At 50.2% G+C, this 12,841-nt stretch carries 8 protein-coding genes; 3 read left to right on the top strand and 5 right to left on the bottom strand.

Going from position 1 to position 12,841, the window contains the following annotated elements:
• Nucleotides 1–28 precede the first annotated feature (28 nt).
• From AC2FI9_RS04005 to AC2FI9_RS03995, 3 genes are all read right to left on the bottom strand, one after another.
• Nucleotides 29–1,060, bottom strand: a complete 1,032-nt coding sequence (locus tag AC2FI9_RS04005) for a hypothetical protein (RefSeq protein ID WP_496765826.1) — start codon at nucleotides 1,058–1,060, stop codon at nucleotides 29–31.
• The gene (locus tag AC2FI9_RS04000) at nucleotides 1,057–3,741 is read right to left on the bottom strand and encodes an FkbM family methyltransferase (protein WP_496765825.1); all 2,685 of its coding nucleotides are present in this window, start codon (nucleotides 3,739–3,741) and stop codon (nucleotides 1,057–1,059) included. The genes AC2FI9_RS04005 and AC2FI9_RS04000 overlap by 4 nt, the downstream gene beginning before the upstream one ends.
• Nucleotides 3,742–4,131: 390 nt before the next feature.
• Nucleotides 4,132–4,542, bottom strand: a complete 411-nt coding sequence (locus tag AC2FI9_RS03995; protein ID WP_496765823.1) for a transposase — start codon at nucleotides 4,540–4,542, stop codon at nucleotides 4,132–4,134.
• Here AC2FI9_RS03995 and AC2FI9_RS03990 point away from each other — a divergent pair.
• Nucleotides 4,504–4,713, top strand: coding sequence for an integrase core domain-containing protein (locus AC2FI9_RS03990; protein ID WP_496765821.1), 210 nt, complete (start codon nucleotides 4,504–4,506; stop codon nucleotides 4,711–4,713). The genes AC2FI9_RS03995 and AC2FI9_RS03990 overlap by 39 nt on opposite strands.
• A gap of 356 nt (nucleotides 4,714–5,069) precedes the next feature.
• On the opposite strand, the gene AC2FI9_RS03985 is transcribed toward AC2FI9_RS03990, so the two are convergent.
• Nucleotides 5,070–8,537 carry a glycosyltransferase gene (locus AC2FI9_RS03985; RefSeq protein WP_496765814.1) on the bottom strand — a complete coding sequence of 1,156 codons (3,468 nt, stop codon included), beginning with the start codon at nucleotides 8,535–8,537 and terminating at the stop codon, nucleotides 5,070–5,072.
• A gap of 245 nt (nucleotides 8,538–8,782) precedes the next feature.
• Entirely contained in the window at nucleotides 8,783–10,567 is a 1,785-nt protein-coding gene (locus AC2FI9_RS03980) for an ABC transporter ATP-binding protein (RefSeq protein ID WP_496765812.1), read from the bottom strand.
• A gap of 585 nt (nucleotides 10,568–11,152) precedes the next feature.
• Between AC2FI9_RS03980 and AC2FI9_RS03975 the strand changes: the two genes are divergently transcribed.
• Together AC2FI9_RS03975 and AC2FI9_RS03970 are read left to right on the top strand one after the other, a co-directional pair.
• On the top strand, nucleotides 11,153–11,953 hold the full coding sequence (locus AC2FI9_RS03975) for a glycosyltransferase family 25 protein (protein ID WP_496765810.1): 801 nt from the start codon (nucleotides 11,153–11,155) through the stop codon (nucleotides 11,951–11,953).
• Complete coding sequence (locus tag AC2FI9_RS03970; RefSeq protein WP_496765808.1) at nucleotides 11,950–12,840, top strand: hypothetical protein; 891 nt, start codon at nucleotides 11,950–11,952, stop codon at nucleotides 12,838–12,840. Before AC2FI9_RS03975 ends, AC2FI9_RS03970 begins: the two co-directional genes overlap by 4 nt.
• Nucleotide 12,841 lies beyond the last annotated feature (1 nt).

Here is a 12,841-nt window from a genome sequence, read left to right as displayed (position 1 = left end):
TGTTTCATTTAAGAACTCAGCACAACTATCACTTGCACATCAGATCAGTGTTTTCTTGCAGCCAACGAAGATAGCCATCTTTGAATGGATCAGGGTAATTTTGCTGGAGATCTTCTCTGTCCCGATATAGTTCTCGAGCCTTCTTCGGGATTTTTGTGCCATCTTCAAATACACCATAATACCACCACCCTGAAGGTATCGCAGGATCCGTGAAGCGAACAACTTCACGCTCGTACCATGCCCAAAGTTCATAGATTTCTGAATTTCCCTGAGCATACCTCTCAGTCATTGTGTTACCGACAGGTCCAAGCTTTGTAAAATGGTAAAAGCGCAGCGGAACACCGTTGATCAGAAGACCTCCTTCGGAGGAAACTGACATCGTCCTTTTGCTCAGGTTCCAGCTGGCGACATTGTAACCAGGATCCCGCAGTACTTTGACGTTGTCAAAGTAGCAGGGAATCAAATTGCACCATTTCTGATCTACAAAAACCCCGATATCCAGTCGGTCGTAACACCATGTATTAAGGCGTTCAGTCCACCAATTGGCGAAGGCACGCGCTTCGTGGTCGTTACGAACCGCCAGAAACCCAAGGTTATAAGTTCCGTAGTGCAACGACGTGATCTCGTTGTCGCGTACAGCGATTTCCTCAGTTTCGGGGGTGGTTTGGTGCGGAGTAAGGACAATTGACCAATCGTCCAGCAATTCGACGACGGGCTGCATCGTTGAGAAAACGGCAATGTCCGGATCAAAATAGACAATCTTTTCAACTCCAGGTTGATCCATAATGTGCTTGAGAGCCTGTCCTTTTACAGCCGTACACGCCTCTACGATGTCATGTCGAAATAGCCAGGGATCGGTTGTTTCGCCAAATAAACCATCAGCCGTTACCAATCGATCAAAGTCCTCACCTTCCGTAGAATATTCAAATCCCTGAGGAGGATGATCCGTCAAAACCGCCCAAATAACCCAATCGGGATGCTGCCGCCTGAGTGAACTGGCCAAGACCCGCGCACGGTTAAGATAACTGAATGAAAAGCTTGTAAAAGCATGCACTGTCATTTTGCGCTCATGTTTTGAAGGTGAGGTATCGCCATGTCGCTGTATTCGGATGTCAACACTTCGGTGCGACGTCGTTGACGTGCTTGCTGAACAAGTTTTTTGCAAGCATCACTTTTCACCCAATCCGTGAGGTTTTGGCTGCTGTCCAACACAACTCCACGGCCCGTTGATTTGACCAAATGAGAAACGTTGCCAGATTGCCCATGTGTCACAACATAGGCCGAACTTGCCAGCGCCTCAGAAGTCGTCAACGAGAATGTTTCCGGCCATGGAGCAAAATGAACCACAAGATCAATGCCCGCAGCCGACAGAGCTCTTGTCATTGCATCAGGAACCTGGCTGGCTACGGTGTCCACGCGATGCTTGATGACATTCAAGCTCACATCACTCTTACCAAAATAGTGGAATTCTAATTCGGGATTAATAGCCTCGGCCTCAGTCAGTGCAGTGAAATGATCCCATCCTTTGTGGGGTAATGGTGCACCCACGAAGGCAATTTTAATGGTACCCCGAGCCCCATTGCCAACTTCAGGTAAGGGCGCTGGCCGCGGTTCGCTTTTTAGTACGGTATGAGATTGCACGATCAAATCGTGCAACTTATAGCCACAGGCTTTAACCCAAATGTCAGCCGCCACCCGAGATGGCGCCAAAGCGGTGACTTCAACTCGCTCGAAGAAGTCTCGAACACGCCGCATGTGGCGCGTTCTGTCGTCCCCGTAGACGCAAATGTTACAGCCCTGCGAGCCAACATCCGGTGCATTGCAATAGCTTAGGTTGTTTCGCAGTAGTGTGTAGCTTTGGCACGCAGCAAAGAAATCATGTAGCCAAAAGCACGCTCTTCGGTTACAACTCGCTTCAACCAATTGCGCAATCGCTTCCGGCGAGTGTCCTAGTAGATGGTGAATAACGCAATTAAAGATCTGCCCGGCAGCGACCCGGTCGCAAGTTGCGGCAATTAATTCAGCATAGCGCGCGATCCCGATGCATTCGCCATTCAGGATCAGACGAAAAACGGCAGCGTCTGTTTCTGCGTCTGGCAACAATGCGTTGCAAGTCCGGACGGGATGAATGTTTAGGTAGTCAATCTCAGCCTCGTTGGCGCGGGCTGCTTCGATTTGAATGCAAATTTGAGTGCCGCCGGTCACTTCGCGGTAGTTATCGTGGCCTATGCTAAGCACAACCTGATTGCGTCCTTCCGCCAGCCTGTCCGCAATTGCGGGCGCATCAAGCATAGGCTCGGTTATCTCGGGTAAGGGTGCCAGAACCGCATTTGAACTACCTGAAGCTATGGCATTTATAACTTTTGCTCGATATCCCTCGGACGGGATATTGACCTTAGGCGTAGAGGAAGGTGTGCCACTTAGAAAACCTTGCAAACCTTCCAACTTGGCAAGTGCGACCCGCGGCCCTCCGACCGACTTCATCAGCTTTCTGGTAGCGCGACGATGTTTAGTATTCGTCCTAAAATAAAGAGCAAAAGGCAACTTTCGGACACGCTTGGCCAATCTGACAGTGTAGTCGTTTTCTTCCTTCCACTGTTCCAGAAATGGCATCAGTTCCGAAACTTCGGATTGAATCTTGGCTTGCAACTCCGTCAATACCACCGAAACCTCTTTCTTGCTTTTTAATACCTGTTTCTCGAGGTCCCGTTCGAATTTCTGTTTCTCGAGGTCCCGTTCGAATTTCTGTTTCTCGAGGTCCCGTTCTAATCTCTGTTTCTCGAGGTCCCGTTCTAAAATCCTTTGCTCGAAATCCTCTTCTTGGCGAGAGACGTCATAGCGCGCCTTGGGTACCTCTAGGATGGCAGCAGAGCTTTGGCTGGCGAGCGTAGTCCGGCAATACTGAGGCTGTTGCAGTAGCAGCAACCCCAGATCATCCAATGTTTTGATCTCGGGTAGTAGGTGCTTCTCAATAGGCTCTGAAAACTCTCCTAACCTATCTGTTGGCAGAAAAAGTAAACCGCTCTCGGTACCACCACAAAAGATATCTGCGTCCGAATTTTTGAAATTATCAGATCGAAACGCTGGTGTGTTCAGACCGTAGCAAACATACCTTAGCCCTGACATGTATTGGAGTAACTGCGCCCCGCTGGACAGGTCCAATACTTCGCAAAACACAACAGGTCGGTCTTGAGAGAGAATTCTGTTCGCACCTTGCAATGCGTCCAGTTCGGCGCCCTCAAGGTCAAGTTTAATAAGTGAAACTTGTCTCAGAACCTCATCATCGAGGCGCGCTACGGTAAGTGTACCGCCTGTTTCGCAAACCCTTACTCTGGTGCCGCCCGCATTGTCCTCGAAAGTTTCGACAACTTGCCCATTGCCAGGTTGAGCGCCCAAAGCGGTCGCCCTCACATCGATGTTGGGCACCGGAGATACGCCTGCATTCAGCTGCAGGAACCGGCGGTTTTCGGCAAAGGGTTCAAAGCTGATGACACGGCCGTTCGAACCAACGCTGTTCGAAAACGCGCGTGCATGTGTGCCATAACATGCCCCACCATCTACAGCTGTATCTCCATCCATCAAAAAGTCACAAAGAATATCCAGCTCAGATTGAGCCCACTCACCGTACTGGCGCAGCGAGTCCGATATAACATCGTCCCTATTTGGGACAAAAAACAGGCCATATCGCGTTTGGACCGACAAGCTCGATTGCTCGGATGCTTCCCGAGTTGGATCTTGCATCGTTTCCTCCTTGGCATCCGCTCAAAAAATTGTTTTCCCTCTATCCCGTTTTATTACCCACTTCAACACAAGTTGATCGGTTGTGCAGCAAACTTTAAGCAAAGGAATTCGGTAATGGGGGGGGGCACAGTCAAGCGCTTTTGAACAGAATAATCGATCCGCCAAGGCGGTTCCGTTGGCTCTTTTCGTGTTCACTCGCTAACAGTCGCGGCCTCGGGTTGAGATCCCTCGGGTACTTGCTTTGGCTGGCTTTGTTGCATTAACTGAATTGTCCGAAGAACTGGAACAATTTTCCCATTTTCAAACGGATTTCGAAAACTGGTTTTCTATGAGCGCGATTTCGTTGCGAACTCCAGTCGGGTTGCTCGGAAAGTGACCTTTCCGGTTGGCTCAGAAAGTTTCGATTCCGCGCAAGGTGTTCTTCGCGGAGTTGCCAGGGCTAGTCATAGCTTCTGGCGGCTGTCTTTCGGATAAGGCTATTTCGATCGGATTGAGGTCCAGGATGTACGGCGGGAGAAACAGGAACCAAGTGCCGATCTCGCGCAGGGCTTGCGCCGCGCCCGGGCGATTATGGCTCGACAGGTTGTCGAAGATCACGGTGCCCCCTTCGCGCAGCGTTGGGACGAGTTGGGTTTCGACATAGAGGTTGAACATCTCGCTGTTCATTGCGCCACCGATCACCCAAGGTGCCTCGAGCCCTTCTTGGCGTAGAGCCCTGGGTGCGCCGTTGCCCGAAAGGCGCTTAGACGCGGCCAGCCCGATATGGTCGTCTCTGACAATGGGACGAAAATGTCCTCTCACGCTGTTCTGTGGTGGCGCCAGGACACTGGCGTGAACCGGCACAACATTGCGCCCGGAAAGCCCATGCAAAATGCCTTTGTCGAGTCATTTTACGGAATGCTGCCGGATGAATGCCTGAATGAGCACATGTTCGGCAGTCTAACTGAAGCAAGAAAAATCATTGAAAACTAGAGGAACAATTGCACACGCAGCGACCACACACTTCTCTTGTCGGGCTGGCCCAAGCCGTTTACGCCAATTTCAACTGTGCCACCCAGCCTGCTTCGCTTTAGCTATGCAAGGGCTCCGCCCAGCAGGCCTTGATCGCAACCTAATCACGAAAAAAAACTGGAACGGATTCTACACACAAACGACCCGGATCAAGAAGCTAGGTCAGAACTCATAAAGGCCAGTTCATGGTCCCGTGCTTTGTTCAAAACCAACTGCTTATTCCTCACAACGGCTGAGCTGAATTTAAAACGCTAATCCTCCCAATATACGAAACAAAACTGCTTGGGATCAATTGCTCTTGTTTTACACGCTAGGGTTCAGGGCATCCGTGATGCGGCGGTCGAGTAATCCACCTTGAATTCTTTGTATAGTTCTGCAAGTTCGGTAGCCTGGTCATCTACGCTGCGGATAGTGTTTCTATTTGGATTGACCCATCCGGACAGCATGGATTTTTGATCCAAAATCTCTTCGATTGCCTCGGCAAGGGAGGCCGCGCCTCCCTCCAAGGGGATTAAGGTACCGTTTTCGCCTGACGTAATGGCTTCGGCCTGTCCGCCAAGATCAGTTGCAATGACCCATTTGTTTCGCACTAAAGCTTCGCGAACAGTTAGGCCGAACGACTCAGGCCACTGCGATGGGAATAGTAAAACATCAACCTTATCAAAGAATGAGTCACGTGATTTAGCGTCGAACGGCGGAGCAATACGTACGTCTCCATTGATGCCGGTGGAGCTTGCGTTCAAACTAAAGTCAGAGATTTTCCTTGTGTGGTCGACCAACGTCAAACTCCAGTCTCTACGAGTTAGACTGTTGAAGGCATCTCTCATAACCGGAAATCCCTTTACGACTTCTGTACCGGCTACGAAGCCAAACCTAACTTTGCTTTTGGCAGAATTCGGGGGGCAGCTGGCTGGAATTTCTATCCCATTTTCACAGTGAATGACTGTTTCTTCTGGTAAACCATTGTCAATATGGAATTTTGCCCAGTATTTGGACGGCGTGAGCAACCTTCGGGCTCTTTGGAGTGTTGGTGTCAACTTCTGGTGGCGCTCTTCAACATCAGTATCTGTTCCAACGCATTTTTGGCAAATTTCACGATTCACCTTCGTTTGCCCGCAGTACTTTCCTTCCTTAGTAACTAGAAATTGACGTGCACAAAGCCACCAAGCATCGTGAAGCGTGATGCAATACGGTATTCCGAATTCGTCACATGCCGCAATAAAGTCATTTCCAAAACCTTGAATCGAGTGAAAGTGCACGACGTCGGGCCGAGTTGCCCGAAGCGCTTTCCTGAAGCACTCCAACGCTTCCTTTGGTGTTTGATCTGCCCACATCGCGTCAGATTGGCAACCAAATCGGAACACTGTATTGCCGTCAGCTTGACGCCTGACAAAAACGCGATCGGCTGCATGCCCCGGCCCCGTCGCAAATACGCTGATGTCAAATTCGTGGTTCTTCGTTAGTGAAGCTACCAGGTTTTCAACGAGTAGAGTTGCTCCTCCGAAAGATTGGGGAGCATAAAACACGTTTGCCATCATGACACGTGTTCTATCAAAGGTCGGGCGGGCAATATATTTTTTGACGATGGGCATCAACTGACGATCACGGATCGCATTAGGGCTGTATTGTGTTTCGACAGCAGCGCGTGCGGTAGCGCCAATACGTTTACGTAGCTCGCTATCTTCGACGAGCAACTTCAATCCCTCGTACCACTCTTGTTTTGTCGCAGCCAAAAAGCCGGTCTGGCCGTGTTCAATTGCAGTTCTGAAAGCTGAAACATCCGAACATACAGAGGGCAATCCAACAGATGCTGCTTCCAAAAACTTGATATTGCTCTTTGCGTGATTGAATTCAATATCCACAAGTGGAGCGATAGAGATGTCATCCTCCGCCAGTAAACTTAGGTATTCGCTATATTCCAGCCGCCCAGTGTACTTAATTCGTGAATCATAGATTTCGAAATCTGGCGGAAGTACCAATTGTCCTACAATATGCAACCGAACGTTATCGTACTCACGCATTATCTTCAGTATTGCGTCGCTTGCCACTTCGAAGTCAGCATTATGCGTGTTGGTACCTGAGCCATATACGATTGTAACACTGTCTGAGTTCTTTTTTTCTAGGATGCTCCTAGTTACACTAAGCGTTTCAGCATCCAGCGCATTTTCAAGTATAAATGAGGGCGCACCATTGGTGGCAGTCATATTTGTACAGAGACCCTCAGTGCTTCCAACGTTGAAATCTGCATGCATCAGCGCCCGCCTGTAAAGCTCGGCACCCGCCATAAGGTTTTCGAGGTCGGTTTCGCCTAGAGCGCCTAAGTTCGGATTCGATCCGTATTTGTCGACGTCAAAAATCAAATCATCGATATCGTAGCCTACTGGAATACCGAGGCGCTTGGCCTCTTTGAATTGTTCGAGCACCTCAGGGATTCCGGGAACTCTATAGAATATTACGAGCGTATGAGTTTGCAGAGCATTCAGTACCTTATCGGAGTCTTGCCAAGGCATTATTGACACGTCGAAGCCCAAGCTTTCCAACGCTTCTGCTTTCTGTGTAACTCGGTATTTCGTACATTGCGGAATTGCGAGTTCAGCCACGATAAGAACACTTGGCAACAACTGATCCAGTTGCGAGCGTGCGGGTAGCTGTCCAAATTTGCTGCTATTCAGCAAGGATGGAAGCGACAGCTTTTTGTAACTGCCATTTGGTGGCGCTTGCAGCCCCAATTCAGCAAGGGTTGCGGGTTTGCGATACTCTTTTTTTCCTCGAAGCTTGCGACCCAAGTCTCTGGGAAGATACTTCATGAGTTTTAAGCTACGTTTCAAAAGCCAACCAGGGCTATTAACTTTCGTCAGAACGTAGTTCAGCTCGAATTCACGTGATTCTCGCTGTTGCTGTAGAGCTTCAAGTTGCAGGCTGGTCTCTTCGAGTCCATTCGACAATGTAGACTTTTTCGTTTCGTGAGATTCTGTACTACCGCCATATTCGGAGACCCGAAGAACTACCGAAGGAACGCGCGTTTCGGTTTCAATTTCTCCGTGTCCATGCGCAAGCAATCGAGACCCGAGCGCACGATTGACTATTTTAGTATTCGCGCGACTGCCTATGGTAGAAAATAGTGTTAATGCTGTTTCAATCCTATCCGGAACAGTCGTCAAATCTAGAAGATCAATGAGGCCGTTGGAAACTTTGTCACCCCAGAATAGCACCCCCAGCCCATTGCCGCCTTTGAAACTGAAGGAGGGGCGCTCATTTTCCAACTCGGCCCAATAACGACAAATACCCAGGCGATCTTCATGAGTACCGGTACAATGAAACAAAACTATCGATGAAGATGAGAGTTTCGGTATCCAGCTCTCAAAGTCCCCTTTAACGTCATCATAATTTCGTCGGCCGCAAATAGACAGGAGATCAACGCTCCCGTCTTCAATATCACTTGTCGCATCAGTAGATGTCTCTTGAAGCAAGCGGCTGAAGTGGGAAAACTCTTTGTTTGTGGCGATAACAGTATCGAAAATGCTGTTTTTTTGATGGTCGGCATACTTACCTTTGCCCCAGGCGCTCACCCCGAAACAATCCGTTTTCAGTCCTCCCTCCAGAACAGCTTCGCACATCGCAAAGTATAAGTAGCCACTGTGACTTCCTAGTTCTACAATTCTCTGGGGCTGCATGGCCTGGACTAACCACATCGCAAATGGGCCGTATTCCAGAGATTCAGTGTCTGGTTGATACTTTGGAACTGAGATTTTGTGGCCTAAAAAAATAAAGTCTGATTTTTTCATTGTGATTGGTTTTTCGTCTGAGGTTTGATCAAATCAAAGAATATGCGATCCTTGAATTCTAACATAGCCACTAATAATGCTTCTTATCACGAAGGGTCATTGAGTGATTTGTAACAGAAGAATTTTTTCGATTGCGACTTCTTTACACGGACTCCGTTTCGCGAGGTTCGTCCCAAATCATGTGAGGATGGTGCCCAGCCCCGGCCACGGAATCCTCGCCCAATAGAAAATTGAATGCTGTGTCGTTATTCTGCTACTTTTGCTCCAACATCACGTTTCTTGAATTGCTGATCAAAAAGGTTCTTGAACTGCCCGTTGAGTTGCATGAGTTCGTCGAGGTTGCCCTGTTCGACGACTGCCCCATCCTGAACGACCAAAATCTTATCAGCTTCAAGGATCGTGGACAGGCGGTGAGCAATCACAATAACGGTCATGCTTTGCGTCAGCGCGTCCAACGCCGCTTTAACAAGAGCCTCGGATTCCGCATCCAATGCGCTGGTAGCTTCATCCAGTAGCAAAATCTCGGCATTGCGCAAGATCGCACGGGCGATGGCGATGCGTTGCTTTTGACCGCCGGACAGGAAGGCTCCGTTTTCACCGACAGGCGTCTCATAGCCGTTGGGCAGCTCGCAAATGAACGCGTGCGCATGCGCAGCCTTCGCAGCTTCGATGACCTCTTCATCCGTCGCATTCGGTGCCGAACAGCGCAGGTTGTCCATCACCGAAGCGGAAAACAGGAAAGTGTCCTGACCCACATAAGAGATCTTTCGTCTCAGCGAGGAATAGCTGGCCTCTTGCAAATTCTGACCATCTATTTCGACACTCCCCCCGTCGGGGTCATAGAACCGCATGATCAGGCCGAATATTGTCGACTTACCGCCGCCGGACTGGCCTACAAGCGCAGTGGTTTTTCCCGCTCCGAAAATCACATTCATGTCTTTGATTACAGGAATTGATCCTTGATACCCGAAGGTGACGTTACGCAGTGCTATTTCACCTGGTCCTTCGAGCAGATCGCGCGCTTCGGGGCTTTCTTGCATGGTGTCTTCTTGATCCAGCAAGCCAAACAACATGCCAACACCGACCATGGCCGCCTCAATCTGAACGCGCATTTTTGATAGACGTTTAGCGGGCTCATAAGCCATCAGCAACGCTGTGATAAAAGACATCAACTGCCCAGCTGTTGGTTGTTCCGTACCTGCAATTCCCAAGGTCGAAACGACCAGAACCCCGGCAACGGCCAGACCGGCCAGAAACTCCATCAGCGGGCTGGCGATCGACTGCAGCCGCGCAATATCGTTCGAGCGTTCTTCGACCTTGAGGATGGCCGTTTCCATACGGCTGATCATCCGATCCTCAAGAGAGAACACCTTGATGATTTTGATGCCAGCCGAGGTTTCCTGCAGTACACGAATAATTTCTGCCAGCGATTTGAACTCTTGCTGCATGATCGAGCGCACGCTTTTCAACAGATAACGCACGCCCAGCAAAGCCACGGGTCCGACAACAAAAAACATGATGGACAGAACGGGCTGCTGGTAAACCATAACGATTACAAGACCCACCAGGGTCAAGGCGTCGCGAACAAAACCGGTAACCACCACATCAATCAAAGTTCGGGCAGCTTGCGCACCGTGTGTCGTACGCATGAGTAGGTCCGAGGATTCATTCTCGGCGAAGAAGGAAATGCCATGCCGCAACAGCTTACGATACACGCGGTCTTGTTGCATCGCAATGATCCGGTTCCCCGCACGCGCCAAGTATATAGACTGGATATAGGAGGCCACCGCTTTGGCCAGAAACAAGAGAACAACGCCTAGAGCGATTGCAAACGCCCACTCACGCATATCGGGGCTGGTCATCGCATCAACGATGTATTCCATCATGAAGGCTGAGCCAGCAGTGGTCGCGGCAACGGCAATCATCGCAACAATAGCGACGGCATAAAGAGGACCTTGGGCAAAAAAACTCTCGCCAATGAGGCGGCCCATATAGCCTGATCGCCATTCGGTCCAGGCACGCTTAATCATTGCATTCTCCAGATCGTGAAATCATGCGCTCGCTCAGTTAACCTATAATCCTTCCCGCCTAAAGGGCAGATCAATTGGCGCGACAGAGTTGCCCAATCAAAAGGTTGCGCAGAAGCTTCGTCAAGTAAGGGTTGGCATTGAGATGTGCAAGGTTTTGATGTTCTCTTTTGACAAGGTGACGCGTTGTATCGTGGGCTTCCGAGCCCTGGCCTCTACGTGGCGTTTTTAGGTCAAAACCCGAAGTTGCCCGCACAACTTTATAGCGTCTTGTGTATACCTCTTGTCACGAGAGATCCCCGAATTCTGACGAATAGATTGAGGTGCTGGCAGATTTTTGCGTTACCTCTAGTGATCAGGTCAAACGTTTTTCTTTTTGGTTTCATTGTGATATGCATATGCTTGAAAAATGGAAGCGCTGATATTTTGGGGCTGAGTACTGTAGCGTGAGAGTAACGATTGAAATTCAGCGGTTTTTTGCCGCAGGAAATCCTTGACGCGTCAGGGGAAAAGGATAGATTTTTTGTCCTTGTGCTTGGTATATATGGCCCATAGTAACGCGAAGCACGTATTATTGGTAATGGAACAGTGTCGATTAAAGCTGTCATTCTGAGTTTGCCGAAAGATGTTGAACGGCGACGTTTCTGCGAAAGCGAATTTGCCCGCTTTGGCTTGAATCATGAATTTTGCGACGCCATTGCCGGAGATCAGCTAAACAACTCCGAATTGCATCATCTGTATGACGCAGACATGAACCGGATTAAATTCAAGCGCCCGCTCAGCCGCAACGAGGTCGCCTGCACCCTTGGACATCGTCAGATATGGCAGGATATTGCTGACTCCTCCGACTGCGTCAGCCTTGTTCTGGAAGATGACGCGACGTTCGTGCAAGATCCCAGGCCGTTTTTCAATGAACTGGCTGAATGTGGCGAATGTTTCGAAGACGTCATGATCAAAATCGACGGCGTGTCGGGAAACAACGGACAGGTCATTAAGTCCATTGCAGATCAGGATCTTGTCTTGTCGGACCGTCTGCCACCCAGAACCACAGGCTATATCATCGGCCGACGTGCTGCCGCTCGGCTTTTGGCGATTGAGGCCCCGATTGCGCGTCCCATCGACATCGACCTAAAATTCTATTGGGAACACAATGTGCCCATCCTCACCCTTGCCGAGCAGATGGTCGCAGAGCGCAAAGAGATAGACAGCACGATCGATCACTGCCGCAGTAAAATGAAACCCGGCTCGCCCATGGCCAGGTTCGTTCGAAACTTAATGTACCAGACAAAGTACACGTACGGACGGTTGAGCCACCCGCTGAACCCGGACATGATCGAAGGGCTCGGCCCCCTGATGCAGGCCGGCAATCCGGTTCGGAACCGCGCATGAAGAATAGCCTTGTGGTTGTCCGTGCGGGCAACAAGTCATTGCACCATCGGTGGCAGGAAATTCCCTATGAAGATCGTAACTACGATCTTCTGATCAGCTATTTCTCGGACGAGGCCTTTTCGGCATTCGAACCTGAACCCGGTGTTGAGGCCGTGCTGGTGAAGGGCGGCAAATGGGACGGGTTATTCAAGACCCTCGCAGATCGAGACCTTGATCAGTATGACTATTATTGGCTGCCGGATGACGATCTGGATATCAGCGCCGCAGACGTAAATGCACTGTTCGATGCCATGCAGGTTCACGGCTTGCGCATTGCGCAACCATCATTGACCCCCGAAAGCTATTTCTCGCATTTTGTGTTCAGCCAATGCCCGGGCTTCGTGCTACGCTACACGAACTATATCGAGATCATGGCCCCGTGCCTGCACAAGGATATCCTGAAGAAAGCACTGCCGCTTTTCCAGGGCACCATGAGCGGCTACGGCCTGGACTACATCTGGTGTCGATGGGCCGAGGCTGGCGCGTTTCGAACTGCCATTCTGGACGAGATCGCGATGCACCACACGCGGCCGATCGGAAAGAACCTGAAAGCTGCGATGGCCGAGTCGAACAACCTCAGCTCGGAAGAGGAAGAAGCCGTTCTGAAGCAGATGTTTGATCTGTCGCGGCGCACCGTTCCGGTCGTCTTTGCCGCGATCCTGCAGGGTGGGCAACCCATCTCGGGTCGTCTGCAGCTGGGGTGGCATATGTGCCGGGCATGGATGTCGGTCCTGCCGAAATTCCGCAGTGCCAGCGAGGCGCGGTCGGGTATATTCAAGATTGCCCGCCGTCAGCTGATCAAACCGCTCGACATGACGACGATTTCTATGAAACAGGAAAGCCCCTGAT

The organism is Ruegeria sp. CDSA246, from assembly GCF_059611225.1.
This window is presented reverse-complemented; position numbering and strand designations above follow the sequence as displayed.

Bases quoted from the DNA above. Each gene is read 5' to 3' on its own strand.
- AC2FI9_RS03980 (WP_496765812.1), bottom strand. From the start codon at position 10,567: ATGATTAAGCGTGCCTGGACCGAATGGCGATCAGGCTATATGGGCCGC.
- AC2FI9_RS03990 (WP_496765821.1), top strand. From the start codon at position 4,504: ATGGTCGTCTCTGACAATGGGACGAAAATGTCCTCTCACGCTGTTCTG.
- AC2FI9_RS04005 (WP_496765826.1), bottom strand. From the start codon at position 1,060: ATGACAGTGCATGCTTTTACAAGCTTTTCATTCAGTTATCTTAACCGT.
- AC2FI9_RS03985 (WP_496765814.1), bottom strand. From the start codon at position 8,537: ATGAAAAAATCAGACTTTATTTTTTTAGGCCACAAAATCTCAGTTCCA.
- AC2FI9_RS04000 (WP_496765825.1), bottom strand. From the start codon at position 3,741: ATGCAAGATCCAACTCGGGAAGCATCCGAGCAATCGAGCTTGTCGGTC.
- AC2FI9_RS03970 (WP_496765808.1), top strand. From the start codon at position 11,950: ATGAAGAATAGCCTTGTGGTTGTCCGTGCGGGCAACAAGTCATTGCAC.